This is a genomic window from Sphingomonas sp. SP1, assembly GCF_058313395.1.
Genome location: NZ_JBZFLC010000001.1, coordinates 1,736,388 through 1,762,137, shown reverse-complemented (window position 1 = coordinate 1,762,137; position 25,750 = coordinate 1,736,388). Strand labels below are relative to the sequence as shown.

The window sequence follows — 25,750 nt, the reverse complement described above, 5'->3', positions numbered from 1 at the left end:
GGGCCCAGACCGCTGCGATAGCAGCGCTTGCGCGCTGGTCTAGGCTCCCGCCCTTGTCGGGGCGCGATTACCCAAGCTTTGCGCGCAATCGTTCGTTGACCACGCCCGGGTTGGCCTTGCCGGCCATCGCCTTCATCGTCTGCCCGACGAAAAAACCAAAAAGCGCCTGCTTGCCGGCCTTGTACTGCTCGACCTTGTCGGCATTGGCGGCGAGGATCTTGTCGATCTCCGCATCGATCGCGCCGGTGTCGCTAGTCTGCTTGAGGCCACGGGATTCGACGATGTCGCCAGCGTTGCCGCCTTCCTCCAGCATGATCTCGAAGACCTGCTTGGCAATGGTCCCGCTGATCGTGCCGTCGGCAACCAGCTTCAGCAAGTCGGCCGCCTGGGCGGGGGTAACGGGCGAGTGTTCGATACTCTCACCGCGTCGATTCAGCGCTCCGAACAGCTCCGCCACGACCCAGTTGGCCGCGCGCACCGGTTCGGCTCCGGAGTCGAGAAGCTGATCGAACCAGCGGGCGGTTTCGACCTCGGCGGTCAGGACGCTGGCGTTGTAGGCAGTGATTCCCAGCGCTTCGAACCGTTTGCGCTTGGGGTCAGGCAATTCGGGCAGCGATGCGCGGCATTCCTCCAGGAACGCATCGTCCAGCTCCAACGGCAGCAGGTCCGGATCGGGGAAGTAGCGATAATCGTGCGCGTCTTCCTTGGACCGAAGCGTCCGCGTCTCGCCCTTGTCGGGGTCCCACAGCCGCGTTTCCTGGACGACCGTGCCGCCCTCCTCCAGCACCTCGATCTGCCGGCGGGCCTCATGCTCGATCACCGCCTGGACGAAGCGAACCGAGTTGACGTTCTTGGTTTCCGTGCGGGTGCCGAACGGGTCGCCCGGTTTGCGGACGGAAACGTTGACGTCGGCCCGCATCGAGCCTTCCTCCATGTTGCCGTCGCAGCTGCCGACATAACGGAGAATGGAGCGCAACTTCTTGACATAAGCTCCTGCTTCCGCGGGCGAACGCATGTCGGGCCGCGAGACGATTTCCATCAGCGCGACGCCAGAGCGGTTGAGGTCGACGTAGCTCATCGTCGGGTGCTGATCGTGCATCAGCTTGCCCGCGTCCTGCTCGACATGGATGCGCTCGATGCCGATCTGCTTGGCGCTGTCCTCGTCCTTTTCGTCGGTGAGGACGGTGATCACGCCCTCGCCCACCAGCGGGTGGTAGAGCTGGCTGATCTGATAGCCCTGCGGCAGGTCGGCGTAGAAATAATTCTTGCGGTCGAATCGCGACCATTTGTTGATCTGCGCCTCCAGCGCCATGCCGGTGCGCACCGCCTGACGGATGCACTCGCGGTTGGGCACCGGAAGCATGCCCGGCATGGCCGCGTCGACCAGGCTGACCTGCGTATTCGGCTCCGCCCCGAACGCGGTCGCCGCGCCTGAGAAAAGCTTGGCGTTTGAGGTGACCTGAGCGTGGACCTCGAGGCCGATCACGACCTCCCACTCGCCGGTTTCGCCTTTGATGCGATAGGGTGCCTTCGCGTCAGCCATTACCACCACTTCTCCGGCCGCGCGGTGAATCCGGCGCGTTCCTCGATTGCCAGCCCGGCGTTAAGCACGCCCTGCTCGTCCAGCTCGTTCCCAATGAGGTGCAGCCCCAAGGGCAGCCCCTGCGAGTCCAGCCCGCCCGGCACGCTCATCGCTGGCAAGCCCGCCAGGCTCGCCGGCACTGCGAACACGTCGTTCAGGTACATCGCCAGCGGGTCGCTCATCTTCTCGCCGATGCCGAAGGCGGCGCTGGGCGCGGTGGGGGTCAGGATGAGGTCGCACTGCTCGAAAGCGCGGGCGAAATCCTGCTTGATGAGCGCGCGCACCCGCTGCGCCTTGTTGAAATAAGCATCGTAGAAGCCGGCGGAGAGCACATAGGTGCCGATCATGATCCGGCGCTTGACCTCCGCGCCGAAGCCCGCGGCGCGGGTCGCCGCGTACATGCCCTCGAGCCCGCCGTCGCCAGCCTCGCGCATGCCGTAGCGGACGCCATCATAGCGGGCGAGGTTGGAGGAGGCCTCCGCCGGGGCGATGATGTAGTAGGTCGGCAGCGCATACTTCGTGTGCGGCAGGCTGATCCGGACCGGCTCGGCGCCCGCGTCGCGCAGCCATTCGATGCCCTTATCCCACAGCGCATTAATCTCTTCCGGCACGCCGTCGATCCGATATTCGGTCGGAATTCCGACGCGCTTGCCCTTGAGATCGCTCGACAATCCCGCTTCCCACTGCGGTACGGGCAGGTCGAGCGAGGTCGAGTCCTTCGGGTCGAAGCCGCACATCGCTTCCAGCATGATCGTGCAATCGCGGACCGTGCGCGCCATCGGCCCGGCCTGATCGAGCGATGAGGCGAACGCCACGATCCCCCAACGCGAACAGCGGCCGTAGGTCGGCTTGATCCCAGAGATGCCGGTGAAGGCGGCGGGCTGGCGGATCGAACCACCGGTGTCGGTGCCCGTGACGCCCGGCGCGATCCCGGCCGCGACCGCCGCCGCCGAACCGCCCGAGCTTCCGCCGGGAGTCAGCGCCGCATTGCCGCCGTCGTTGCGCTTCCACGGCGAGAGCACCGGCCCATAGGCGCTGGTCTCGTTGGACGAGCCCATCGCGAATTCGTCCATGTTAAGCTTGCCGAGCATGCCCGCGCCCGCTTCGCGCAGCTTGGCGCTGACCGTGCTTTCGTAAGGCGGCTTGAATCCGCCAAGGATCTTGCTCCCCGAGGTCGTATCGACGCCCACGGTCGCGAACAAATCCTTGATCCCGAGCGGGATTCCGGAAAGCGGCTTCAAGTCACCGGACTGACGCGCCTGGTCAGCTGCCTCCGCGCAGGCAATCGCATCGTTGGGCGTTTCCGCCGTGTAAGCGTTCAGCGCCCGCGCGCCGGCAACGGCGGCGTTGAACTGTTCGGCAATCTCACGGGCGGAGAAGTCACCGGCGCGGAATCCGTCGCGCAGCTCGGCGATGGTCTTGGAAGTCAGGTCCGCCACTATTCGATCACCTTCGGCACCGCGAAGAAGCCATGCTGCGCGTCAGGGGCGTTGGCGAGCACCTCGTCGCGCACGTCGCCATCGTTGACGACGTCGTCGCGCAGGCGGAGCTTCTGATCGATCACCGCAGTCAACGGCTCGACGCCGTCGGTGTCGACCTCGCCGAGCTGTTCGACCCAGCCAAGGATATTGTTCAATTCGGGCACCATCGCCGCGACCTCGGCATCGCTCATCTTGAGGCGGGCGAGCTTGGCGATGTGCCGCACGGTGGCGGTATCAACGGACATAAGCTTGTTGTGTTCTCCGGGTCGAGGCCGATCCGGAGCGGCACTAGCGGCGGGTCCGCGAAGCGGCAAGCACCGCCAGGCGAATGGAATGGAAGGGCCGCTCCTCGTTTAACGGAGCGACCCTTCAATCACTCACCGGTCGTCGCGGTCACGGCGATCGCGGCGGTTTTCCCGGCGCAGTTCCCGGCGATCCTGCCGGCGCTCGACCCGATACTCGCGGCGATCCTGTCGACGGTCGGCGCGGTATTGTTCGCGCGTGACGGTGCCGTCGCGGACGGCCCGGCGGTCATCGCGCCGCTCGACCCGATAGGCGCGGCGGTCCTGCCGCCGATCGCGCCGGAAATCCTGCCAATTCTCGCGGATTTCACGATTGCCGATCTGTGCGCGGCGGGTCTGCCAGTAACGGCGCTGCGCGTCGGTCCAACGATGGGGCCGGCGATACTGATCGTACACATAATAGCCGGTGCCGGGGTAATAGTAGCCGTTGTTCCAGCCGTAATAGGAAGGCTGATAGCCGTACCCATAATATTGCGACCCGTAGCCGTAATAGGGCGAGCCATAGCCGTAGCCGCTACCGTAATAAGGGCTTCCGTAGCCGACCGAAACGCCGCCATAACCATAAGGGCTGTACGTGGCGCAGCCGGCAAGGCCGATCGATCCGATGATCGCCACTGCGGCGAGCCTCAAGCGGGGTGTGAACATGGCGGTTACTCCGAACAAAAACCAGCCGCCCCCGCAGCTTACGTCTCACTCACCGGTTGAACGCGCCGTGAACGCTTGCGTTGCGTCGATCGATCGGGCCTACGCTTGCTGATGACCCCAGACGCCCCCGCGCCGATGGACAGGCTGAAGCAGTTGGAGCCCGCTGCCGACGCAGTCGAGGTTCTGGCCTTTTACGACTCCCTCCCGCCAGTCCAAGTCGAGGAATTGATCGGTGCATGGCGCGGGGCGGAGATCGCGACGGGACATTCCTTCGATGGATTGCTGGGACCGTCCGGCTGGCACGGGAAGAGCTTCCGCTCGCCCGACGACGTTGACCCGCTGCTGTTCCGGTCAGCAAGTGGGAAGCTGTTCGCGGGCGATCCGGCCCGAATGCCGCTGGAGCTGCTCCGGCGCTTTCCGCGACTTGCAAGGCTTCCTTTGGGCGGGCGGCTATTCCGCTTTGCGGCCCCGGTCCTCCTGCGGACGCGCCGACCGAAGGCGCGGCTGCGGATGACGCACTATCGGGGGGTGAGCAGCGCGACGATGATCTACGATGCGTTGCCGATCAACGACGTGTTCCGCAAGGTCGACTCGGACACTATGTTGGGTGCGATGGACATTCGCGGGGAGGCCAAGCCCTTCTTCTTCGTCCTCCGCCGGGAGCATTGCCGCCCCTGACGCGGCCGGGTTGCGGATGCCAGCCCCCTACCCTACCTCGCGCCGCCTATGTGCGCCCGTCGCTTCCTCCTCGTAATCTTCGCGCTGACCCTGCTGACGGTGGGCGGCGCGTTCGCCATTTATCAATTCGGGAGCGACGTGCTGAAAAGCCAGACCATTCCGCAAGGCGAGTTCGAAGCGCCGCCTCCGCAAAGCGGACCGGATTACGCACTTGATGCGACGTGGCTCGCTAAACCGGGCGTCGCCAATCCAAGCGATTGGACTCCGGAAGAGGAACCGAGATCGCTCGAGACCCTCGCCGCGCATGTCTTCTACATCCATCCAACCACCTATTTGAAACGGGATCGCTGGAATGCCCTGCTGGACGATCCGGAAAGCCAGGATCGCGCTGCCCTGTTCGTCCGCAGCCAGGCGAGTGCGTTCAATCACCTGGCAGAAATTTGGGCTCCAAAGTACAGGCAGGCGGCGTTCGGCGCCTTTCTCGACGACAGCGCCAATGCCCGAGGCGCTCTTGACCTCGCTTATTCGGATGTCGTGCGCGCATTCGACCGTTTTCTCGCTTCAATCCCACAAGGAGAGCCAATCATCCTCGCGGGGCACAGCCAGGGTGCCCTCCACCTGACCCGATTGCTGCGCGAAAAGGTAGCGGGCACGCCGGTCGCGCGCCGCGTTGCCGCGGCCTATGTCGTCGGTTGGCCGGTATCCGTCGCCAGCGACGTGCCGCTGATGGGGCTGCCCGCCTGCGAGCGACAAGACCAGGCGAACTGCATCCTGTCTTGGCAAAGCTTTGGCGAGCCGGCCAATACCGACCTCATCACCGACGTCTATGACGGGTCGGAAGGCTTCAACGGCCAGCCCCGCCGCCGTGAAGACATGTTGTGCGTCAACCCGGTCACCGGCACACGCAACGGTGCTTCCCCAGCGGGCGCAAGCCGCGGCACGTTGGTGCCCGAGACCGCCGAACTCGTCAGCGCGACGCTTCAACCGGGGCTGATTGCCGCCAGCTGCACCAACGGATTCCTGCTGATCGACGGCGACGTGCCCAACATGGGTCCCTACGTGCTGCCGGGTAACAACTACCACGTGTACGACTATGCGCTCTTCTGGGGCGACATTCGGGCGGATGCGGACCGCAGGGTGGCGGCGTGGCGGCGCTGATCACCGCTTCCGCCGCCGAGTTCGTTCAAGCGCTGGAGGGCGCTGGGAAGCTGGTCGGGCTCGACGTCGGCACCAGGACCATCGGTCTTGCCACCTGTGACGCCGGCTGGAGCTTCGCCGGCCCCGCGGAAACGATCAGGCGGACCAAATTCACGCAGGACCTGGCGGCCCTTCGCAGCTTCATCGGGGCGCAGGGGATTGTCGGGCTGGTGATCGGGCTGCCCCTCAACATGGATGGCAGCGATTCCCCGCGCACCCAGTCGGTCCGCGCCTTCGCCCGCAACTGCGCGCCGCTCGATCTGCCGATCCTGTTGTGGGACGAGCGCTGGTCGACCCAAGCGGTGGAGCGGGCGATGATCTCTGCCGATGTTAGTCGCGCCAAACGGGCCGATGCCGTGGACAAGCTGGCGGCCGCGCACATCCTGCAAGGCGCCATCGACGCTCTGGTCAACCTGCCGGCCGACCGCTAGCAGCCGAAGGCGTGGACCTTCTTTCCGTCGACTCCCTCACCGACGAGCAGATCAGGCTGCTGCTCGACCATGCCGACAAACATGTTCGCGACCCGCGGGCCGATGCCCGGCGCCATGCCGGCCGGGTGGTGTTCAACGTGTTCTACGAGAACAGCACGCGCACCGCGATGAGCTTCGCGACCGCCGCAGCCCGGCTTGGGGCGCAGGCACTGTCGCTGTCGGTCGAGCACAGCAGCGTGAGAAAGGGGGAAACGCTGGAGGACACGGCGCGCACGCTCAATGCCATGCGGCCCGATGCCCTGGTGCTGCGCCATCGCGAAGAGGGCGCGGTCGCCCGGGTCGCGGAATTATTCGATGCGCCGGTGGTGAACGCGGGCGACGGCACCAATGAACATCCGACCCAGGCCCTGCTCGATGCACTGACATTGCGGCAGCACTTCGGTTCGCTGGAGGGCCTCACCATCGCGATCTGCGGTGACGTGCGGCACAGCCGCGTGGCGCGCTCCAACGCCCGGTTGCTGCCAAGGCTCGGAGCAACCGTGCGCCTCTGCGGCCCGCCTTCCCTGCTGCCCGAGGACGAGAGCATCGGCACGATCGAGGACGCGCTAACGGGCGCCGACGCGGTGATGACGCTGAGGGTTCAGCGGGAACGGCTGGACGAGGACCTGGGTGACGCGCCGGGCGAGTATCTGGCTCGCTACGGCCTGACGCCCGACCGCCTCGCCCTGGCGGCGCCCAACGCCGTGGTGCTTCACCCGGGGCCGATGAACCGCGGCGTCGAGATCGCCGACGAAATTGCCGACGGTCCCCGATCGCTGATTCTTCACCAGGTGGCGAACGGGGTTGCCGTTCGCGTCGCAGTCCTCGACCTGCTGATGAGTGGTTAGCGGGACGCCAGCTTGATGGCCGTGTCGCCCGCCATGTTGCGGACGAAACAGGCCGCGCCCGACGCCTTCAGCTGTCCGCACATCCGCCGCGCTTCGCCATCGGACGCAAAGCCCTTCAACGAAAGGCGGTAGACGTTGCCGATGGGTGCGTGGAAGCGAGCGGTGGCCGGCGTGTAGCGGCCGACCGCCGAGTGACGCTTGGCGATCTTGGCCCAGCCGGCTTGAAGCGCTTGGGGCGAATTGTAGGCACCAAGCTGGACGACGACCTTGCTCTTCCCGAAGCGCGCGGCGGCGGACCGGCGCAGTTCCGAAACCTTCGGCAACTTGCCGGAGGCCCGCACCGGCTCGGCACGGAGCGCTTCGAGCGTTTGGGTGACGTCGGCGAGTGGCGCCTGCGGTGCCGGCAGCGTCACGGTCGCGCTGACGGAGGGCTCCGCGACGGGCGCCGCGAACGCCGGATCGTTCATGACGGTCTGCGCCACCGGCTGCTCGACGGGAGCCACGTACGCGACCTCCTGTCGGGGAGCGGCCTCGGCTGGCGGCATGGCCGCCATCTGCGGGGCGCCGGAAGCGTTCAGCGCCAGACGCACCGGCTTGCCCGGATCGCTTGCCGCTGGGGTCACCCCGATAAGCGAGGCGATCTGTGTGGCGGGCTGGCCGACCTTGGCCATCTCCATCCAGCCGGCGATGCGGGCGTCGAGTTGGTCCGCCGGCACATCCTGGCCGGCGACCACCCGCGCCATGTCCCAATCGCCGGCAAGGGCATGGGCAAGCGCAAGGTTCTGGCGGGTGCGGCTGTCCGCACCGGGGCGCCGGGCAGCTTCGTCGAGCAACGCTACGGCGTTCCCCGGCTGGCCGGCAAGCGCCATGGCGAGACCAACGTCAGCGCTTTCGGCCGAGCCGCGCAGCTGATCGAGCAGCGCCAGCGCCGCGTCATTCTTGCCCTGAGCGATCTGGGCCAGCACCAGCTTGAGGGCGATGCCGGTATCGGCGGGTTGCAGCGTCAGCACGTCGCCGTAGGCAGCCTCGGCCGACGCAAAGCGACCGGCGGCAAGATAGGCGTTCGCAAGAATGGTCCGGACGGTAACGTCGCCGGGAGTCTTCTCCACCGCTCGCTCGGCCAGCGGGATCGCCCCGAGCGCGTCGCCTGAAGCGAGGGTGAGGTGGGCGCGGGTGGCAAGGCCGATCTCCGAAGCGTTGATCGAAGATGCCTGGCTCATCCGGACGCCGGGAGTTGCGCAGCCGGCAATCATGCCTGCGATCGCCAGGGCGGAGACGCTTGAAGTCGCTCGCAGCATGGTCATGACATTATCCTTTTCGACTGACGCGCTCGGCGGGGGCTCGCTCGGCCATGGCCTCCAGCTCGGGCATGGAGGCGAGTAGGTCGTCCAGCGCTTGCGTGACCAGCTGCTGGGCAGACTTTCCGGTCACCGCGCACGCCAGGCGCAGTTTGAGATGCCGCGACGGATCCAGGCGCAGCGTGAAAGCCGCCTTGCCCTTTGTCATCGGCTCGGAACGGACGCTCGGCTTGCGGGCCGTACGGACGACAGGCTCCGCCACCGATACCGGTGCAGGCGCAGCGTCGGCGACCGGCGCGAACTTCGGCTCCACCTCGTGGGGCGCCGCGGCAAACGGCACCAGCGGTGCATAGGCGTCGACAGACAAGGCCGGAGGCACGGCCTCGCCCACGTCGTCCTCGTCGCGCTCGTCCTCGTCCCGCTCGTCTTCGAACGCGGGGATCACGGACGATAGCTCGAGGGCCTCGTCCTCCTCGCTCGCGGCGATGGGCGATGCGGCGGTGGTCAGCGACGCGAAGGTCACGGACGAAGCTTCCTCGGCCTCCTCCTCCTCGTAGCCCTCGCTGTCTGCGTCCCCGTCATAGGAGGTGAAGCGCTGTTCGATCTCCGCCTGCTGGTCGTGCACGGGCGAGATCGGGGTCAGGCCGGCGAGCGGGCTGCGCGAAACGTGCGGCTGGTCGCCTTCGATCGGGACCAGCGCCGGACGGGGCGAATCATACCCCATGTCGTTCCAGCCGAGGTCATCGAGACCACTACCGGCCCCGCCCCCGTTGAAACCTTGCGGCCGCATCGCCGGACGCGCAGTTCCCTTGCGGGCGAGCAGACCGGAGGAAAGGGACGCAAATGCCTTGGGTTCGCTCTTCACTGGGGAAATACCTCCCGATTCCTCAGCCGGCCACACGGCGACCGAAGCCACCGACCGGGCGCGGCGCCGCGGCGGCCGAACCCATGCCCGGCGCGGTGGCCGGGGCAGCGAACACGGTCCGGCGGAAGTTCTTTTCCAGCCGGTCGTTGATATAGTCCCACAGCTCGACGACTTCGCGGGCCGAGCGGCCGTTGGGATCGACCTCCATCACGGTTCGGCCGTCGATCATCGATGCTGCGAAATCGGTGCGGTGATGCACGGTGACCGGCGCCACCGTTCCATGCTGCGACAGCGCGACGGCGGCTTCGGACGTGATCTTGGCCTTGGGCGTTGCGGCATTGACCACGAAGATCAGCGGTTTGCCGGCACGGTCGCACAAATCCACGGTCGCGCCGACGGCGCGCAGATCGTGCGGGCTCGGCCGGGTCGGGATGACGATCAGTTCGGCCACCGCAATGACGCTCTGGATCGCCATGGTAATCGCGGGCGGGGTGTCGATCACCGCCAGGCGGAAACCCTGCTGCCGCAGCACCTCCAGATCCGAGGCGAGCCGAGCGACGGTGGTCTGCGCAAAGGCCGGCATGTCGGCTTCCCGTTCGTTCCACCAGTCGGCAAGCGACCCCTGCGGATCGATGTCGATAAGGCAGACCGGCCCCTGTCCCGCCAGTTGCGCTTGCACCGCCAGATGGCCCGAGAGCGTGGTCTTGCCCGAGCCCCCCTTCTGCGATGCCATAGCCAGAACCCGCATGCGTATCCCCTCGCCCAATTGGCTGTGTTGCAGTGGGGATGCGGCCTGCTCACCTAAAATCTGGTTAACATCGAAGGAGGCTTGTCGAAGGCGGCAAGAAGGAAGAAGAATAAGCAACGGGGTTGTGGGTGAGCATGATGATTGTTGCAGCACTGATGCTAGCGATCGCGCCGGTCCAGGCAGCGGGCGAGCAGCAGTTTCGCGAAGCCCAGTCGATTCGAACCTGGCAACCTGCCCGGGCCCGTGACCTTTACGAAAAGGCAGCCCGGCAAGGGCATGCCGGAGCGCAGACCCGCCTTGGCCTGATGCTGTTCCAGGACGGCAAGCGGGCGGAAGGCCTGCGCTGGCTCAAGGCTGCGGCCGAACAGGGTGAGCCACGCGGAATGTTGTCGTGGGGCACCGCGATGTTCAACGGCGATGGCGCACCAACCAACCGGGTCTCTGGTTATGCGCTGGTCGCCTATGCGGCGAAGTATCTGCCGGAAGCGGAAAGCACGCGGTCGGAGATGGAATTGGTGATGACGGCTGCCGAGCTGGCTGCCGCCGCCCGGGTCCTCGAGCCAGGCAAGGACAAGGCGGAACCCACGCTTGCGGACGCGTCACCGGCGGCCGGAAAAGGTTCGATCGGAAAGAAGCCGGGACGGCGGAAGGCTGCAGCGGCCAGGGCTCGAGCGACTCCCCCGGCGCCGACACCTCGTTCCGTCGTGGCGGTGGCTCAGCGGCCGGCCATCCCGCCGCCTTTTGCCGCTTCCCCCTCATCAGGCGGCGGCTGGCGCCTTCAGCTCGGCGCTTTTCGAGTGACCGGAGCGGCGCAAAAATTGTTTGCGAGAGTGTCCCCTCGCCTGCCTGGCAAGCAGGCCTCCTACCCCCGGCTGGGAACAATGACCGGCCTGATGGTCGGGCCCTATGCCAGTCGGGCGGAGGCGCAGGCTGCCTGCCGATCCCTCGGCCGCGCCCAGCCCTGCATCCCGGTCAAAGGCTAGGCTGCCCACTCCCGCTTCGGGATGCCCTGCGCCCACAGCAGGGCAGTGAGGTCATTATGATCGATCTGTGCGTCGGCCACGTCGCGCAGTTTCGGCTTCCCCCTGAACGCGACGCCCAGCCCGGCGGCCTCGATCATCGGGGCGTCATTGGCTCCGTCGCCGACCGCCACCACTGCGGCTTCTGGCAGCCCAAGCTCCGCCCGCAGTTCGAGCAGGGCCTGGCACTTGGCCGCGGCGTCGACGATCGCGCCGGTCACCCGCCCTGTCAGGTGACCGTGCATGCTATCGAGATAATTCGCCCGCACCTCCGCAAACCCCAACTCCGCCGCCATCGGATCGGCGAAGTCGTGAAAACCGCCGGTGACCAGCAGCGTCCCGGCCCCACGCGCGCGCATGGTCTGAACCAGCGTCCGGGCGCCGGGGTTCGGGCGAATGCGGTCTTCGCGGCAGCGGTCGATGCAACCGACGCCAAGGCCATTCAGCGTGGCGACGCGCTGATGGAGCGCTTCGGCAAAATCGATTTCGCCCCGCATCGCGGCCTCCGTCACGGCGGCGATCTCTTCCTTCATGCCGGCATAATCGGCGAGTTCGTCGATGCACTCCTGCCCGATCATGGTCGAATCCATGTCGGCGACCAGCAACCGCTTTTCCCGGTCGGCCGCGGGTTGCACAACGACATCGACGGCACCGATCTTTCCTTCCAGCAGGCGGCGAACCGTCGGACCTTGGCCGGCGTCGGCCTGGATCTCGATATCGGCGGCGTCGCCCTCGTCGATCCAGCTCCATTCATGCGCCTTGAACCGCGCATCCTCCAATAGCGATGCCGCCTGGTGAATGGTGTCCCGGTCGAGCTTTCCGGCTGCTATCAACGTCGCAATGAGCAAGTCGCGTCCTCCTGTTGCCGTCATTGCCGGTCCTACCGCGTCGGGCAAGTCGGCGCTCGCCATTCGCCTGGCGGAAAGGGCGAACGGCACAATCATCAACGCGGATAGTGCCCAAGTGTATTCCGACCTGTGCATCGTCAGCGCGCGGCCCTCGGAAGAGGAGATGACCAAGGTGCCGCACCGGCTGTTCGGCGGCTGGGACGCGGGGGTCGCCTGTTCCGCGGCCGATTGGGCCGCAGCCGCGCGGCAAGAGGTTGCCCGGGTCCATGACGAGGGACGCCTGCCGATGCTCGTCGGCGGCACCGGACTTTATCTTCGCACCCTGTTGGACGGCATTGCTCCGGTCCCGCCGATCGACCCGGACGTGCGGGGCCGCGTCAGGGACAATGGGGTCGATCAAAATCATCGGCAGCTGCATGAGGTCGATCCTGAAGCCGCGGCCCGGCTTCACCCTTCGGACACGACCCGGGTCGCTCGCGCCCTTGAGGTTGCATTGTCCACGGGTCGAACTCTTCGCGAGTGGCAGCAGGAGCGGGCTGGCGGGATCGGCGCCACGGTCGAGCTTCGAGCCCTGATTCTTCTGCCGCCGCGCGCGTGGCTTTACGAGCGATGCGACCGGCGCTTCGCCGCCATGCTGGCCGACGGCGCGATCCCGGAAGTGCGGGCATTGCTCGGTCGTGGCCTCGACCCCGACCTGCCGGCGATGCGGGCGATTGGGGTACGAGAGATTGCCAGCTTCATCCGCGGCGAGACCGACCGGGAGGGCGCCCGGATCGCGGGCGCGCAGTCCACGCGGAACTATGCCAAGCGGCAATATACCTGGTTCTCGCACCAGCCTCCTGCTGACTGGCATCGTTTCACCGAACCTCTCGAAAACGAAGCGACGATGGACCGGGCGCTGGCACTGCTCGGCCTCGCGGGGTAGCGGGGCAGGATGATTAGGGACGAGGTCATCGATCCTCAGCCGCTGCACGGCAAGACCGTCGCGATTCTCGGCTTTGGCAATCAGGGGCGGGCGCAGGCGCTTAACCTGCGCGACAGCGGCGTCGAAGTGCGGGTCGGGCTTCGATCCGGCTCGCCGCGTGCCGAGGAAGCGCGGGCGGAAGGGCTCAAGGTTGCGACCCCCGATGTTGCCGCGGCCGGTGCGGACCTCATCATGCTGCTCGCCCCCGACGAGCATCTCGCCGCGCTGTACGATGCCGTTGCCCAGTCACTCCGAAAGGGAGCAACGATCGGATTCAGTCATGGCCTTGCCATTCATTTCGGGCTGATTGCTCCCCGGCCCGACCTGGACGTCATCATGGTCGCGCCGAAGGGTCCAGGGACGGCGCTTCGCTCGCTCTATACGGAAGGCCAGGGCATGGTCGCGCTTGCCGCCGTCGCACAGGACGCCTCGGGGCGGGGTTGGCCGCTTGCGCTCGCCTATGCGCAGGCGCTGGGTTGCGGGCGCGCCGGAGTGATCCGCTCGACCTTCGAGGAGGAGTGCGTCGCGGACCTCTTCAACGAGCACGCGGTGGTATGGGGCGCGGTCCCGGCCACCCTGGAGGCGGGATTCGATACGCTGGTCGCGGCGGGAATTCAGCCGGAAGTGGCCTATCTGGAATGCGTATCCGAGTTGAAGCTGCTCGCGCAGCTGGTTGAGCAGCGCGGTCTCGCGGGCACGGCCGAAGCGATCAGCAATACCGCGGAGCTTGGTGCACTGCTTGGCGGACCCCGCATCGTCGACGAGCGTTCGCGGGCCGAAATGAAGACGGTGCTTGCAGAGATCAGCGCGGGCCGGTTCGCCGAGGCACTCGCCGAGGAAGCGGATGGCGATTATCCGCAGCTGCGTGCCGCGCGGCAGCGGGCGCGAAAGTCGGCGGTCGAACTCGCCCGCCTGCGATTGCAGCCAGACAGCTAGCCGACGACTTCTTTCTGCGGATAACGGTCGCCCACACTGGCGCGCTCAATGAATGCTCGCTGCAGCTTGCGGTGCGCCTCGGCAGCCTGAGGGTCGGCGGCGCTTTCGGCGCGCTCCTGCTCCTCGGCCGCTCGGCGAGCGAAATAGATGCGGCTTTCCTCTTGCATGGCCGCCTCCCTTTGGCGTTGCGTCGGACCGAGCCTTACCACGCTCGAAGCCAAAAATAAAAAAAGGCGCCCCGGCCAAGGCCGGAGCGCCCTTCATTAAATCGATCTCGAACGCGGCTGCTTAGAAGCGAGTGCCTAGGGTCGCGACCAGCTGGTGGCGGCTGACATCGTTCTCATAGTCCGAATAGCGATACTCGCCGCCAAGGTAGGCGTTGCCCGTTAGCCCGAACTGAGCGCCGGCGCCAAGCCGGTAGCCGTCAAGATTGGTCGAATCGTTGACGCCGGCCACTTCGCCCTTGAGGCGCAGGTTGGTGTAACCTGCCTTGGCGTAGAGGTTCGCGTTGGGGGACACTGCAAAGCTTACGCGGCCACCGGCGTAAAGATCACGGCCTGCCTTCAGCTCGGTACCGAACCCAAGATCTTCCTTCGCGGTCGACTTGGTGGCTTCGACATCCGCACCCAGGGACACCGTGTTGTTCAGGGGTACATCGTAGCCGGCCCCGATGCCGTACACCACGCCGCTGTCCTTGATGCTGTCGTTCACGCCGAGATCGTTCAGGTCCACCTTGACCTTATCGTAACCGGCAACGACTTCGACGCGGCCGCCCGCGGGGGCGCCGGCAACGGCCTGCGCAGCGGCAGGCGTCGCGGCCAGGGCGGCGGCAGACACGGCAGTAAAAGCAATAATCTTCTTCACAACAACACTCCTGATAACTCACTAATAACGAGAACCCCCGTTCTCGTGTCCGGCATCAATTAGATACCGGAAGCATGAGTTAAAGTGTCGTTGGACTGAAAGGTTGCGGTTCGACGCCCTAAATGCGGCGAACTGTTTGAAGGACTGCCTTTTCTGTCGATCTGTTCATCAACAGGTCGGAATTATGGCGCACATTAGGCAGCTCTGCTGTGAATTTGGGCGAAGCTGATCAATTGCGCCTTCAGCGACGGGTCGTCGATTGCGGAGGTTAGACGCTCGACTTGCGGCAGAAGCGCCTGCGGCTCTTCCTCATAGCCCATGGCCCACGCCGGGAAGCTCGGCCGATCGATGTGCCGCCGCGCCAGTTCGACCAGCGCGAAATGGCGGTCGTCGGCGCGGATGCGTTCGTAGGTGGTTTGCAGCGCAGCCTGCGGCCCTTCCAGGACCTGCAGGAAGCGGCGACCGCCGACCAGCAACAGTCCGCTCAACCGGTCGCGCGCATTATTCCGGCGCGACACTTCCAGGATCTGGCGAACCATGCCGGGATCGGGGAACTCCGCCCGCGACGTACTAATGTAGATGATCTGTTCCACAAGCAACTCCAACCTCGCGATTGCCGGCGGACTGTTATCGTAGGGGAGTTAACGGATAGTTGCCGCCCTATCGCCGGCCGAACAGCTTCTCGATGTCGCCGTGGGCCAGCTTCACCCAGGTGGGGCGGCCATGATTGCATTGGCCGGAATGCGCCGTGACCTCCATCTCGCGCAGGAGGGCGTTCATCTCTGCAACCGATAAGATTCGGCCGGCGCGGACGCTGTGGTGGCAGGCGAAGGTTGCAGCAACATGGTCAAGACGCTCCTTCAGCGCATGCGCGCCGCCCAGTTCCGCAATCTCGGCCGCAAGGTCGCGCAACAGGGCCGCGACGTCGAACCGGCCGAGCACCGCCGGCGTTGCGCGAACGATCATTGCCGAGGGTCCGAACCGTTCCAGTTCGAGTCCAAAGGATCCAAGCTCCGCGGCCGCTTCGTCCAGCCGGTCGCAATCCGGTTCATCGAGTTCAACGACCTCAGGCAGCAAAAGCACCTGCCTCCCCACCCCCCCGGTGGCGGCGCCGGCTTTAATGCGCTCCAGCACCAGCCGCTCGTGCGCAGCATGCTGATCGACGAGGACGAGCCCATCGTGCGCTTCGGCAACGATGTAGGTGGCGGCGACCTGACCCCGGGCAACGCCGAGCGGATGGGAAGGTGGAGACCCGGTCGCGACCTCGGCGCGGGCCGCCGGCGCATGATCGAACAGCGCGCGATTTTCCTGAAGGAGTCCACCCTCAGCGGGAGATTGCGCTGGCCAAGCCGGCAGAGGAAACACAGGACCATCGAGTCTGCCACCGATCGGCTCGGCCTGCCACTGCGCTGGAGCCGCGGCCTGCATCCTCGCGGCGCTGCGATGACCCGCTTCGTCGAGCGCCTGCCGCAGCCCCCCGACGATCAATCCACGCACCGCCTGCGGATCTCGGAAGCGGACTTCGGTTTTGGCGGGGTGCACGTTCACGTCGATGTCGTCGGACGCGACGTGGAGAAAGAGCGCCACGATCGGGTGGCGGTCGCGGGCCAACAGGTCATGATAGGCTGCGCGCAACGAGCCGACCAGGAGCCGGTCCTTTACCGGGCGCCCGTTCACGAACAGATACTGGTGATCCGCCGCCCCCCGGTTGAAGGTCGGCAGGCTGATGACGCCGCCGAGCTGCAGCCCGTGCCGCTGCAGGTCGACCGGCAGTCCGCTTCGTTCCAGTTCCGGGTCAAGCAGCGCCGCCACCCGCGCCGGCAATGGAGACGGCTGCACGGACAGGACCCGGCGCCCATCGTGCTCCAGGCTGAATTGCACCTGAGGGGACGCCATGGCCAGCCGCCGAACAGCGTCCAGGCATGCGGCATATTCCGCCCTTGGGGATCGAAGGAACTTGCGGCGGGCGGGCACCTTGTCGAATAGTCCCTCGACGCGGACCCGGGTACCGGGGGGCAAAGCGGCTGGCCCGTCCCCCATGCGGACGCCATGATCGACCTCGATCCGCCAGCCGTCGGCACCCGCAGGACGGCTTTCCAGGACGAAGCGGGCGACACTCGCGATAGAGGGCAAAGCCTCGCCACGGAAGCCGAAACTCGTGACGTCCTCGATCCGTTCGTCCGGCAGTTTCGACGTGGCGTGCCGTTCCAGCGCCAGCGCCATCTGGTCCGGCGCCATGCCGTGGCCGTCGTCGGTCACCTCGACGAGGTCAAGCCCGCCCGCCATCAGCCGCACACCAACCGTGCGCGCACCGGCATCCAGCGCGTTTTCAACAAGCTCCTTGAGCGCGCTGGCCGGACGCTCGACCACCTCGCCGGCGGCGATTCGATCAACGAGGTGAGATGGAAGCCTTCTTATTGACACGCGGGGTGGTCTAGCCCAATCGAAGCGCAGCAGCGAAGCGCTGATTTTCCCTCTGATTCAACAGCGATTTGCCGCTTGGCGGTAACCATTATCTGAAAGCAAGGGCGGGCATGTTCTGGACGCGGTGGTTCAAGTGGATGTCGCACGACATGGCGATCGATCTCGGGACGGCGAATACGCTCGTCTATGTGCGGGGCCGGGGCATTGTGCTGAATGAGCCGTCGGTGGTCGCGATCGAGACGATCAACGGCGTGAAGAAGGTCAAGGCCGTCGGCGACGACGCCAAGCTGATGATGGGCAAGACGCCCGACCAGATCGAGGCCATCCGCCCCCTGCGGGACGGTGTGATCGCCGACATCGACGTCGCCGAGCAGATGATCAAGCACTTCATTCATAAGGTGCACGGCGGGAAGATGCGCGCATGGCGCTTCCCGGAAATCGTGATCTGCGTTCCGTCGGGCTCGACCTCGGTCGAACGCCGCGCGATTCGCGACGCGGCGTCCAACGCCGGCGCGAGCCAGGTGTATCTAATCGAGGAGCCGATGGCCGCGGCGATCGGGGCCGACATGCCGGTGACCGAGCCGATCGGATCAATGGTTGTCGATATCGGCGGCGGCACGACGGAAGTCGCGGTGCTGTCGCTTCGCGGCCTGGCCTATACGACCTCCGTGCGGGTCGGCGGCGACAAGATGGACGAGGCGATCTCGTCCTACGTCCGCCGTAACCACAATTTGCTGATCGGCGAGGCTACGGCCGAGCGGATCAAGCAGGAAGTCGGCATCGCCAAGCCGCCGGTCGACGGCATCGGCAAGACGGTCCACATCAAGGGCCGCGACCTGGTCAACGGCGTTCCCAAGGAAATCTCGATCAACCAGGGCCAGATCGCCGAAGCGCTGTCCGAGCCGGTCGGCACCATCGTCGAGGGGGTCCGCATCGCACTAGAGAACACCGCTCCGGAACTGGCCGCCGATATCTGCGACCAGGGGATCGTCCTGACCGGCGGAGGCGCGCTGCTGCAGGGGCTGGACGAGGTGCTGCGCGATGAAACCGGTCTCCCGGTGACCGTGGCCGAGGATCCGCTGACCTGCGTGGCGCTTGGCACCGGCCGTGCGCTGGAGGAAGAGCAGTTCCGCGGCGTCCTCCAGACCGCGTAAGAGAGGGCTGAGGTGGCGCCGCCAACCGGTGCGCGCCCGGGCTGGTCGCGACGGGCGCAATATGGCCTGTTCTTCGGTTTCCTGGCGACGATCGCCGGGCTGCTGATTGGTCTGTTCCTGCTTGGCCTGTCACTGCTCGCTCCGCAGGCCTATGCGGGAGTGCGCGGGGCCGCGCTCGACACCACCGCGCCGATCACCGGCGCGCTCAGGGAGGCCACGACCACCGTCGGGGGATTGTTCAGCGGGGCCGGCAATTACTGGGATGCGGCCCGCCAGAACTCCCAACTGAAGGAAGAACGGGCGCGCTTGCAGCGCCAGATCGTCCAGGCCCGGGCCATCCTGAACGAAAACCGCCAGTTGAAGGCGGCCCTGCAGCTGCGGGAACGAACGCCGACCGCCGTCGCCACCGGACGGATCGTCGGCTCTTCGTTCGAGAGCCAGCGGCGCTTTGCAGTCATCTCCGCGGGTCGCGGGGACGGCGTCCAGGTCGGCATGCCGGTCCGGGCGGCCGATGGCCTGGTCGGACGGGTGGTGGACGCGGGCGCGACCGCCAGCAGGGTGTTGTTGATCTCGGACCGGGCCAACATCGTTCCCGCCCGCATCTTGCGCGGCGGGCAGGCCGTGATTTCCACCGGCCGCGGCGATGGAACGATCGATCTTCGCCCGCTGGAGGTTGGCCGCAACCCGTTCCGCCGGGGCGACATCGTGGTTACGTCCGGCACCGGCGGGTTGTATTCCCCCGGAGTGCCGGTGGCGCGGGTCGTGCGGCTGGACGACGACGGCGCCATTGCGCTTCCCCTGGCCGATCCTGCCAACGTCAGCTTCGCACTGGTGGAGCATCCCTATGAGGAAACGGCGCTCGCCGCCCCGGATGAGGCGGACGAACGCTGATGGTGCGTTCCGCGCTCGGCCGAGGTCCGGCCTTGACCAAGGGCCCGAAGCGGCTGGCCCGCTTTACCCCCGCGGCTTCGGTCGTGGCCGCCTCCGCGCTTTCGCTGCTGCCGATCGTTGCCAGCGTCGGATGGGGCCCGGATTTCGGGCTTCTGCTGCTTCTTGCGTGGCGGCTGCTGCGGGGCGATGCCATTCCGAGCTGGTGGGCCGCCCCTCTCGGCCTGGTCAACGACCTCATCACCGGATCGCCGATCGGCCTGTCCGTGGTGATCTGGAGCGGCGCGGTGCTGGCGCTGGACCTGCTCGACCGACGCACGATGTGGCGGGACTATTGGGTCGAATGGGCGCTGGCCGCGACGCTCCTGTTCCTGAATGACGTGATCCGCTGGCGGGTCGACGCCTTGATGGGTGCGCCGTTGCCCTTTGCCGTGATCTGGCCGCCGCTGGTCATTGCGATCTTCACCTTCCCGCTGGCCGCATGGGCCGCCTCCACGATTGATCGCTGGAGGCTGGGCCGATGAACAAGCCGCAGCGTTTCACCAGCGTCCACCAGTCGTTGACCTTTTCCCGCCGAATGCTGGTCGTAGGCGGGGCGCAGGTGGCGGTCGGCGCGGCGCTGATCGGGCGTCTTGGCTGGCTGGCGGTCAAGGAGAACGAAAAATATAATCTGCTGTCCGAGGACAATCGCGTTCAGCTGATCATCGTACCGCCGCGCCGCGGGTGGATCGTGGATCGCTTCGGCAAGCCGATCGCCATCAATCGGTCGGACTTCCGGGTCGACCTGATTCCGGAGCGAATGGAGAACATGGAGGAGGAGCTGGCGACGCTGACCCAGCTGCTCCAGCTCGGTCCCGACCAGGTCGACCGTATCCGCCGCGACATCAAGGATTCGCGAGGCTTCAAGCCGGTGCAGGTGGCCGAGAATGTCCCGTACGAGCGCTATGCCGCAGTCACGGTTCGACTGCCCGAATTGCCGGGTGTCGAGCCGGCGCGTGGTTTCACCCGCTTCTACCCGGCCGGCGCGGCCGTTGGGCAATTGATCGGTTATGTCGGCGCGGCGAGCGCAGCCGAATATGAGAAGGAAAAAAATCCCCTGCTCGTCACGCCGGGGTTCAAGATCGGCAAGGAAGGGCTCGAGGAAGTGCTCGAGCAGCGGCTGCGGGGCGAACCAGGCGGTCAACGCGTGGAGGTTACTGCTCGCGGCAAGCTGGTCCAGGAACTGACGCCGAAGCCCGACCGGTCTGGCGGAACGGTCCAGTTGTCGATCGATGCCGGCCTGCAGGAATATGCCGCGCGCCGGTTAGGCGAGGAATCGGGCAGCTGCACGATCCTTGACTGCCAGACCGGCGATATTCTCTGCATGGCGTCCATGCCGTCATATGATCCGAACAGCTTCTCCGATGGGATCGGCCGGACGGAATGGAAGGTACTGTCCGAAGACCCGCGCAAGCCGCTGCTCAACAAAACCGTCAATGCTCTCTATCCGCCGGGGTCGACCCTGAAGCCGATGGCGAGCCTGGCGCTGCAAGCGCACGGCGTGGATCCCAAGGAGCGGGTGTTCTGTGGTGGGGGCTATCAGCTCGGCAATCGCTTCTTCCGGTGCCTGGGCCGCCACGGTTCGGTCGACATGCACCGGGCGATCGCCAAAAGCTGCAACACCTACTTCTATGCGATGGCCAATCGCATCGGCTACGACAAGATCGCGCCGATGGCTCGCCTGCTGGGATTGGGTGAGAAATACGATCTGCCGCTGGTCAGCCAGAATTACGGCACCATTCCAGACAGTGAATGGAAGCGGCGCCGATTTGAAAGGAACCGCCGGCTGGTCGAGCGACCCGACTGGACCCGATCCGATACGCTCAACGCCGTGATCGGCCAGGGGTTCGTGATCGTGAACCCGCTGCAACTCGCAGTGTCGACCGCGCGTATCGCCAGCGGCCGGATGGACCGCCCCGCCCTCCTCGGAGTTCACAAGGAGCCCGCGCCGATGCTGAACATACCGGCGAAACATCTGGAAACTACGCGCGGCGGCATGTGGGAGGTGGTCAACGGCGACGGGACGGCCGGCGCGTCCAAGCTCAACATTCCGGGCATCGAAATGGCCGGCAAGACCGGGACCGCGCAGGTTCGCCGGTTATCGGCCAGCGCCAGCCGCGGTCAGGGCGGCGACTGGCAATATCGCGACCACGGGCTGTTCGTGTTCTTCGCGCCGTTCGACAAGCCTCGCTATGCGGGATCGGTGGTGATCGAGCATGGCCTGGGCGGGGCCAGGGCTGCAGCTCCCGTCGCCAAGGACGTCCTGACCTACCTGTTCGATCGGCAGGCGGCGATGAAGCGCCTAGCGGAGCTGGAGGCGGGCTGGGGCGGAACACTGGCCGAGCGCATGGCGCGCCGGGCCAACGCCATCGAAAATGCGGCCGCAGCCGCGCAAGGCACGACATGATCTCTTCAGCCATCATACCCCAGCCCCTCGCCCGACTGCCTTGGCGGCTGATTTTCCTGATCGGCGGGATCGGGCTGTTCGGATTGGTGAACCTTTATTCGGCCGCAGGTGGGTCGCTGCAGCCATGGGCCATGCGGCAAGGAATGGCGTTCGTCGTCTTTCTGGCGCTGGCGGTGGCAATTTCGGGCGTCCGCGAGGCTACGATCAAGCAACTGACGGTGCCGGCCTATATCGCCATCGTCGTCATGCTGGTGCTGGTCGACCTGCTGGGCTTCGTCGGCAAGGGGGCGCAGCGCTGGCTGGATCTCGGCTTCATCCGCCTCCAGCCATCCGAGTTCATGAAGCCGGCGATCGGGCTGATGCTGGCGCGCTTTTACGAACTGCTCCCCGCAGGCGATATTCGCAGGTTCCGCGCCGTGTGGCCGGCCGCGCTGCTGATCGCGATCCCGGCTGGATTGGTTATTCTGCAACCGGACCTCGGCACCGGGCTGATGGTGACATTCGCCGGGGTGACCGTGATGTTCCTGGCCGGCGTCCAGCTGCGCTGGTTTCTGGTCCCCGGCGGGTTGCTGGCCGCTGCCATCCCCGTCATCTATCACTTCCTGCACGGCTATCAGCGCAAGCGGATCGACACGTTCCTCGATCCGGCCAACGACCCGCTCGGCTCAGGCTATCATATTACTCAGAGCAAGATCGCGATCGGATCGGGCGGGCTGTCGGGCAAGGGCTTTCTGCAGGGCAGCCAAAGCCATCTTCAGTATCTGCCCGAGGGCCACACCGACTTCGCTTTTGCGACCTTGGCCGAAGAATGGGGAATGCTCGGCGGCACTCTGGTCATCCTCGCCTATCTGCTGGTGCTGCGGTGGGGAATGCGGGTTGCAGCGAATGCGCCCACCCGCTTCGGGCAATTGTCCTGCGCGGGCCTGACCGCGGTGCTCTTCTCCTATTTTGCGATCAATCTGCTGATGGTCATGGGGCTGGCGCCGGTGGTGGGCATCCCGCTGCCGCTGATCAGCTATGGTGGCTCGGCGGTGCTCACGACCATGATTTGTCTGGGCCTGTTGATGAGTTTCGAGCGGCAGCAGCGGACGCGTTCGACCCTGTCCTAAGGGCGGTTGCAAAGGTTGCCCGGCCCCGCTAGATGCTCGCCCGCGCCACCCGCTCCCCGAGCGGCTCGCGCACTTGCCTCCCCGGCATGGACGCATAGCTCAGTTGGTAGAGCAGCTGACTCTTAATCAGCGGGTCCTAGGTTCGAGCCCTAGTGCGTCCACCATTCTTTTCACGCATTCGTCAGTTTCATTGAACCGTGCCGCGGAGGGCCGCGACGCCGGCAGCGAGGTCCGCGTGGCGGAACGGCTTCGACAGGTGCGGAAAGCCGGGCGTCAGGCTGCCCGCTTCTGCGTAGCCCGAGACGACGAGCACCGGCAGCAACGGCAGGCTGCGGCGAAGCTTAACGGCGAGGTCCGTGCCGGAAAGGCCGGGCATCAATTGGTCGGTGACGAGTAGATCGGGGCGCAATCCGTCGCCTACGAGACGCAAAGCTTCCTCCGCATCTTCTGCTTCGACGACCCGATAGCCCATGTCCGCCAGCATCGATGCCGTCGACGAGCGGACGAGCGCTTCGTCATCGACCAAGAGCGCCGTGCCATTGCCCTGACCTCCGTGGGAACGCGTCGCCGTTGTGCGGTCCGTGGCCTTGCCTTCACTGACAGGAAGCAGGAGGTCGATCCGGGTGCCCTTACCGGGAGCGCTGTCGATGTGCAGCGCGCCACCAAGTTGGGCGGCAAGACCGTGCACCATCGAAAGGCCCAGACCAGTGCCCTTGCCGACCCCTTTGGTCGAGAAGAACGGCTCGATCGCCCGGGCGCGAGTTTCTTCATCCATGCCTGTGCCCGTGTCGCTGACGGACAATGCGATGTGGCGCTGCGACAAAGCTTTGCCGCCCGGCAGATTGCCTTCTCGGCTTTCGACCCGGATCGTCAGCGTGCCGCCATCGGGCATTGCGTCGCGGGCATTCACGCTGAGATTTAACAGTGCCATTTCGAGCTGGTTGCTGTCGGCGTGTGCCGGCGGCAGGCCAGGGTCGACGTCGATCTCGACCCGGATACGCGGACCAGAGGTGCTGGCCACCAGCTCGCTCATCTCCGTGACCACGCTGCCCACGTCGACCGCCGTCGCCTGAAGCGGCTGCCTTCTCGCAAAGGCCAGGAGCCGCTGGACCAGCGTTTTGGCTCGTTCGGCAGACTGCAATGCGCCGTCCACCAGCCGTCTGGTGCGGTCGTCGCCGATTTCCTTGCGCTGGAGCAAGTCCAGGCTTCCGATGATCGGCGTCAGAAGATTGTTGAAGTCGTGCGCCACCCCACCGGTCAGCTGACCCATGGCTTCCAGTTTCTGGCTCTGGCGCAAGGCTTCCTGCGCGGCCTCGCGCTCCGCAACCACGCGCTCGACTTCCCGCTCAAGCGATCCGGCGAGACGCTTTTCGCGATCGATGTCGAGACTGGCGACGACGCCGCCGATCAGCGCTCCATCGGCATCGCGGATGGACGATGCGACATAACGGACCCACCGCCTCGTGCCGTCCCCGCGCACCACCTCAGCCTCAAGCTCCGGCCGCTGCTCAGAGTCGAACAACGCCCGGGCGAGCGGATATTCATGTCCTTGGACCTGCCGACCGTCGGCGTGGAATGCGACGTAATCGTTGGCATAATCCGTGACCCCGTCGCTGTGGATGACGTCGTGACCAAGGATTTCGCGCACGACCTCGTTGCCACCAGTGACCTGGCCGGTCGCATCGGCAAACACCAGCCCGACCGGCATCGCTTCGATCAAGGCGCGCAGTCGGGCTTCGCTCGCCCGCAGCGCGGATTCGGCGTTCATTCGATCGTCTATGTCCGTGCAGGTACCCATCCAGCGGACGACTTCGCCGGCAGCACTGCGAACCGGCAGGGCTCGCCCAAGCACCCAGCGATACTGCCCGCTGCGATGTCGCAGCCGATATTCGATCTCATACGGTGTACCGGTGGAGAGGCTTTCCTGCCAACGTGTCCGCGCGCGCGCCTGGTCGTCCGGATGGAATACGCCGTTCCATCCATCGCCGTCCGTCGAGCCTTCGGGCACGCCAGTGAATTCGTACCAGCGGTCGTTGTAGAAATCGTGCTGGCCATCGGGGAGGGTGGACCAGACCATTTGCGGAATGGCGTTGAGCCGGGTCCGGAAGTCCCTTTCGCTTTGCCGAAGGGTCTCCTCCTTGCCGACCTGATCGGTGATGTCGGTGAATAGAATCGCAACATTGCGATCGGCAGGGTCGCCGATACGAAAGGCGTGGACTTCGAACCATCGCCCCAACGGTACTGCCTGTTGCGTGAAGCGAACCGCTTCGCCCGTTCTCGCGACATGAGCGTAGCGGTCGAACCAAGCGTCCTCGAGCCCCGGAACGGCTTCACGCACGGAGCGGTGCAGGACATCTGGAGCGAGGCCGGACTGCTCGGTAAAAGCAGGGTTAAGTTCGACGAAGCGGTAATCCGTGGGTTTGCCGTTCTCCAGCGTGACCTGGATTACGCAAAACCCCTGCTCCATCGACTCGAACAGTGCTCGATACCGCTCCTCGCTACGGCGGATCAGGTCCTCGCTGTCGCGAACGGCGCGCTCGGCGATCAGTTGGTCGGTGACATCCGTGTTCGTACCTAGCCAGTGCGTGACCTGGCCGTCGGCATTGCGGATCGGATTGGCCCGACTGAGGAATTGCCGGTACTCGCCGCTGGCGCTCCGCAGTGGGAAGGTGTCTTCCCATGGTTCGCCCGACTCGATCGCTGCGGCGAAGCGTGCCGCGACCCGATCGACATGATCGGGATGATGCACGGCCTTCCAGCCCCAGCCCTTCATCTGGTCAAGATCGGTCCCGGTGTAATCGTACCACCGCCGATTGTACCAGAATATGGCCCCGTCGCCGTCCGCGAGCCAAGCCAGCTGGGGAATGTCGTCGGCGAGCGTTCGCCAGACATCAGACCGTCCCTCGTCGAGCAATGAACCGCCAACCACATTCATCGCCAACAAACTCGCTCATGGCCAAAACGGTTGAAAGCTATGGCGGAGG

General features: G+C 65.8%; 25 protein-coding genes and 1 tRNA gene. 13 read left to right on the top strand and 13 right to left on the bottom strand.

Translation table 11 applies throughout. The annotated features are described in order from the left end of the window. Nucleotides 1-67 precede the first annotated feature (67 nt). From gatB to AC4GYS_RS08885, 4 genes are all read right to left on the bottom strand, one after another. Nucleotides 68-1,543, bottom strand: a complete 1,476-nt coding sequence (gene gatB, locus AC4GYS_RS08900) for an Asp-tRNA(Asn)/Glu-tRNA(Gln) amidotransferase subunit GatB (protein ID WP_491108727.1) — start codon at nt 1,541-1,543, stop codon at nt 68-70. After that, on the bottom strand, nt 1,543-3,021 hold the full coding sequence (gatA, locus tag AC4GYS_RS08895) for an Asp-tRNA(Asn)/Glu-tRNA(Gln) amidotransferase subunit GatA (RefSeq protein ID WP_491108726.1): 1,479 nt from the start codon (nt 3,019-3,021) through the stop codon (nt 1,543-1,545). The genes gatB and gatA overlap by 1 nt, the downstream gene beginning before the upstream one ends. Next, on the bottom strand, nt 3,021-3,308 hold the full coding sequence (gene gatC / locus AC4GYS_RS08890) for an Asp-tRNA(Asn)/Glu-tRNA(Gln) amidotransferase subunit GatC (protein ID WP_491108725.1): 288 nt from the start codon (nt 3,306-3,308) through the stop codon (nt 3,021-3,023). Before gatC ends, gatA begins: the two co-directional genes overlap by 1 nt. A gap of 132 nt (nt 3,309-3,440) precedes the next feature. After that, entirely contained in the window at nt 3,441-4,010 is a 570-nt protein-coding gene (locus tag AC4GYS_RS08885; protein ID WP_491108724.1) for a hypothetical protein, read from the bottom strand. Nucleotides 4,011-4,121: 111 nt separating this feature from the next. Here AC4GYS_RS08885 and AC4GYS_RS08880 point away from each other — a divergent pair, with 111 nt between their 5' ends. The 4 genes from AC4GYS_RS08880 to AC4GYS_RS08865 are packed head-to-tail and all read left to right on the top strand — an operon-like array spanning nt 4,122 to nt 7,203. Then, entirely contained in the window at nt 4,122-4,688 is a 567-nt protein-coding gene (locus AC4GYS_RS08880; protein ID WP_491108723.1) for a DUF4334 domain-containing protein, read from the top strand. A gap of 48 nt (nt 4,689-4,736) precedes the next feature. Next, complete coding sequence (locus AC4GYS_RS08875; RefSeq protein ID WP_491108722.1) at nt 4,737-5,846, top strand: DUF3089 domain-containing protein; 1,110 nt, start codon at nt 4,737-4,739, stop codon at nt 5,844-5,846. Then, nucleotides 5,843-6,316, top strand: a complete 474-nt coding sequence (ruvX, locus tag AC4GYS_RS08870; RefSeq protein ID WP_491109391.1) for a Holliday junction resolvase RuvX — start codon at nt 5,843-5,845, stop codon at nt 6,314-6,316. The genes AC4GYS_RS08875 and ruvX overlap by 4 nt, the downstream gene beginning before the upstream one ends. Before the next feature lie 11 nt (nt 6,317-6,327). Continuing rightward, a complete protein-coding gene (locus AC4GYS_RS08865) occupies nt 6,328-7,203 on the top strand; it encodes an aspartate carbamoyltransferase catalytic subunit (protein WP_491108721.1) in 876 nt (291 codons plus the stop codon). Here the strand turns inward: AC4GYS_RS08865 and AC4GYS_RS08860 are convergent. From AC4GYS_RS08860 to AC4GYS_RS08850, 3 genes are read right to left on the bottom strand one after another with little or no spacing between them, the layout of a single operon-like run. Continuing rightward, nucleotides 7,200-8,507: an SPOR domain-containing protein gene (locus AC4GYS_RS08860; RefSeq protein ID WP_491108720.1), complete on the bottom strand. Its 1,308-nt coding sequence runs from the start codon at nt 8,505-8,507 to the stop codon at nt 7,200-7,202. The genes AC4GYS_RS08865 and AC4GYS_RS08860 overlap by 4 nt on opposite strands. Before the next feature lie 4 nt (nt 8,508-8,511). After that, nucleotides 8,512-9,366, bottom strand: coding sequence for a hypothetical protein (locus tag AC4GYS_RS08855; protein ID WP_491108719.1), 855 nt, complete (start codon nt 9,364-9,366; stop codon nt 8,512-8,514). Nucleotides 9,367-9,388: 22 nt separating this feature from the next. Next, nucleotides 9,389-10,114 (bottom strand): AAA family ATPase, encoded by a 726-nt coding sequence (locus AC4GYS_RS08850; protein WP_491108718.1) that lies wholly within the window; start codon nt 10,112-10,114, stop codon nt 9,389-9,391. Between the two features lie 134 nt (nt 10,115-10,248). Here AC4GYS_RS08850 and AC4GYS_RS08845 point away from each other — a divergent pair, with 134 nt between their 5' ends. Continuing rightward, a complete protein-coding gene (locus AC4GYS_RS08845; RefSeq protein ID WP_491109390.1) occupies nt 10,249-11,097 on the top strand; it encodes an SPOR domain-containing protein in 849 nt (282 codons plus the stop codon). Here the strand turns inward: AC4GYS_RS08845 and serB are convergent. Continuing rightward, the gene (serB, locus tag AC4GYS_RS08840; protein WP_491108717.1) at nt 11,094-11,981 is read right to left on the bottom strand and encodes a phosphoserine phosphatase SerB; all 888 of its coding nucleotides are present in this window, start codon (nt 11,979-11,981) and stop codon (nt 11,094-11,096) included. The genes AC4GYS_RS08845 and serB overlap by 4 nt on opposite strands. Here serB and miaA point away from each other — a divergent pair. Next, nucleotides 11,974-12,906 (top strand): tRNA (adenosine(37)-N6)-dimethylallyltransferase MiaA, encoded by a 933-nt coding sequence (miaA, locus tag AC4GYS_RS08835; RefSeq protein ID WP_491108716.1) that lies wholly within the window; start codon nt 11,974-11,976, stop codon nt 12,904-12,906. The two genes, serB and miaA, sit on opposite strands and share 8 nt — an antisense overlap. A 9-nt stretch (nt 12,907-12,915) precedes the next feature. After that, nucleotides 12,916-13,881: a ketol-acid reductoisomerase gene (gene ilvC / locus AC4GYS_RS08830; protein WP_491108715.1), complete on the top strand. Its 966-nt coding sequence runs from the start codon at nt 12,916-12,918 to the stop codon at nt 13,879-13,881. Here ilvC and AC4GYS_RS08825 read toward each other — a convergent pair. The 4 genes from AC4GYS_RS08825 to mutL all read right to left on the bottom strand — a co-directional run bounded on the left by AC4GYS_RS08825 (nt 13,878) and on the right by mutL (nt 17,169). Beyond that, nucleotides 13,878-14,048: a hypothetical protein gene (locus AC4GYS_RS08825; protein WP_491108714.1), complete on the bottom strand. Its 171-nt coding sequence runs from the start codon at nt 14,046-14,048 to the stop codon at nt 13,878-13,880. The two genes, ilvC and AC4GYS_RS08825, sit on opposite strands and share 4 nt — an antisense overlap. Nucleotides 14,049-14,169: 121 nt before the next feature. Next, complete coding sequence (locus tag AC4GYS_RS08820) at nt 14,170-14,745, bottom strand: porin family protein (protein ID WP_491108713.1); 576 nt, start codon at nt 14,743-14,745, stop codon at nt 14,170-14,172. Between the two features lie 194 nt (nt 14,746-14,939). Further along, nucleotides 14,940-15,338 carry a BLUF domain-containing protein gene (locus AC4GYS_RS08815; protein WP_491108712.1) on the bottom strand — a complete coding sequence of 133 codons (399 nt, stop codon included), beginning with the start codon at nt 15,336-15,338 and terminating at the stop codon, nt 14,940-14,942. A 67-nt stretch (nt 15,339-15,405) separates the two neighbouring features. Then, nucleotides 15,406-17,169, bottom strand: coding sequence for a DNA mismatch repair endonuclease MutL (mutL, locus tag AC4GYS_RS08810; protein ID WP_491108711.1), 1,764 nt, complete (start codon nt 17,167-17,169; stop codon nt 15,406-15,408). Between the two features lie 110 nt (nt 17,170-17,279). On the opposite strand from mutL, the gene AC4GYS_RS08805 reads away from it, so the two are divergent. From AC4GYS_RS08805 to AC4GYS_RS08780, 6 genes are all read left to right on the top strand, one after another. Continuing rightward, nucleotides 17,280-18,323: a rod shape-determining protein gene (locus AC4GYS_RS08805; protein ID WP_491108710.1), complete on the top strand. Its 1,044-nt coding sequence runs from the start codon at nt 17,280-17,282 to the stop codon at nt 18,321-18,323. A gap of 12 nt (nt 18,324-18,335) precedes the next feature. Continuing rightward, nucleotides 18,336-19,214 (top strand): rod shape-determining protein MreC, encoded by an 879-nt coding sequence (locus tag AC4GYS_RS08800; protein ID WP_491108709.1) that lies wholly within the window; start codon nt 18,336-18,338, stop codon nt 19,212-19,214. After that, entirely contained in the window at nt 19,214-19,735 is a 522-nt protein-coding gene (mreD, locus tag AC4GYS_RS08795) for a rod shape-determining protein MreD (protein ID WP_491108707.1), read from the top strand. The genes AC4GYS_RS08800 and mreD overlap by 1 nt, the downstream gene beginning before the upstream one ends. Next, nucleotides 19,732-21,657, top strand: a complete 1,926-nt coding sequence (gene mrdA, locus AC4GYS_RS08790) for a penicillin-binding protein 2 (protein WP_491108706.1) — start codon at nt 19,732-19,734, stop codon at nt 21,655-21,657. Before mreD ends, mrdA begins: the two co-directional genes overlap by 4 nt. Then, a complete protein-coding gene (gene rodA, locus AC4GYS_RS08785) occupies nt 21,654-22,766 on the top strand; it encodes a rod shape-determining protein RodA (protein ID WP_491108705.1) in 1,113 nt (370 codons plus the stop codon). Before mrdA ends, rodA begins: the two co-directional genes overlap by 4 nt. Nucleotides 22,767-22,854: 88 nt before the next feature. Further along, nucleotides 22,855-22,930: transfer RNA gene (locus tag AC4GYS_RS08780), tRNA-Lys, on the top strand. Nucleotides 22,931-22,953: 23 nt separating this feature from the next. On the opposite strand, the gene AC4GYS_RS08775 is transcribed toward AC4GYS_RS08780, so the two are convergent. Further along, nucleotides 22,954-25,701 carry a hybrid sensor histidine kinase/response regulator gene (locus AC4GYS_RS08775; protein ID WP_491108704.1) on the bottom strand — a complete coding sequence of 916 codons (2,748 nt, stop codon included), beginning with the start codon at nt 25,699-25,701 and terminating at the stop codon, nt 22,954-22,956. Between the last annotated feature and the right edge of the window lie 49 nt (nt 25,702-25,750).

Bases quoted from the DNA above. Each gene is read 5' to 3' on its own strand.
- AC4GYS_RS08775 (WP_491108704.1), bottom strand. From the start codon at position 25,701: ATGAATGTGGTTGGCGGTTCATTGCTCGACGAGGGACGGTCTGATGTC.
- AC4GYS_RS08875 (WP_491108722.1), top strand. From the start codon at position 4,737: ATGTGCGCCCGTCGCTTCCTCCTCGTAATCTTCGCGCTGACCCTGCTG.
- mrdA (WP_491108706.1), top strand. From the start codon at position 19,732: ATGAACAAGCCGCAGCGTTTCACCAGCGTCCACCAGTCGTTGACCTTT.
- rodA (WP_491108705.1), top strand. From the start codon at position 21,654: ATGATCTCTTCAGCCATCATACCCCAGCCCCTCGCCCGACTGCCTTGG.
- AC4GYS_RS08845 (WP_491109390.1), top strand. From the start codon at position 10,249: ATGATGATTGTTGCAGCACTGATGCTAGCGATCGCGCCGGTCCAGGCA.
- gatB (WP_491108727.1), bottom strand. From the start codon at position 1,543: ATGGCTGACGCGAAGGCACCCTATCGCATCAAAGGCGAAACCGGCGAG.
- AC4GYS_RS08880 (WP_491108723.1), top strand. From the start codon at position 4,122: ATGACCCCAGACGCCCCCGCGCCGATGGACAGGCTGAAGCAGTTGGAG.
- ilvC (WP_491108715.1), top strand. From the start codon at position 12,916: ATGATTAGGGACGAGGTCATCGATCCTCAGCCGCTGCACGGCAAGACC.
- AC4GYS_RS08850 (WP_491108718.1), bottom strand. From the start codon at position 10,114: ATGCGGGTTCTGGCTATGGCATCGCAGAAGGGGGGCTCGGGCAAGACC.
- AC4GYS_RS08860 (WP_491108720.1), bottom strand. From the start codon at position 8,507: ATGACCATGCTGCGAGCGACTTCAAGCGTCTCCGCCCTGGCGATCGCA.
- mreD (WP_491108707.1), top strand. From the start codon at position 19,214: ATGGTGCGTTCCGCGCTCGGCCGAGGTCCGGCCTTGACCAAGGGCCCG.
- AC4GYS_RS08825 (WP_491108714.1), bottom strand. From the start codon at position 14,048: ATGCAAGAGGAAAGCCGCATCTATTTCGCTCGCCGAGCGGCCGAGGAG.
- AC4GYS_RS08885 (WP_491108724.1), bottom strand. From the start codon at position 4,010: ATGTTCACACCCCGCTTGAGGCTCGCCGCAGTGGCGATCATCGGATCG.
- miaA (WP_491108716.1), top strand. From the start codon at position 11,974: ATGAGCAAGTCGCGTCCTCCTGTTGCCGTCATTGCCGGTCCTACCGCG.
- gatC (WP_491108725.1), bottom strand. From the start codon at position 3,308: ATGTCCGTTGATACCGCCACCGTGCGGCACATCGCCAAGCTCGCCCGC.
- AC4GYS_RS08805 (WP_491108710.1), top strand. From the start codon at position 17,280: ATGTTCTGGACGCGGTGGTTCAAGTGGATGTCGCACGACATGGCGATC.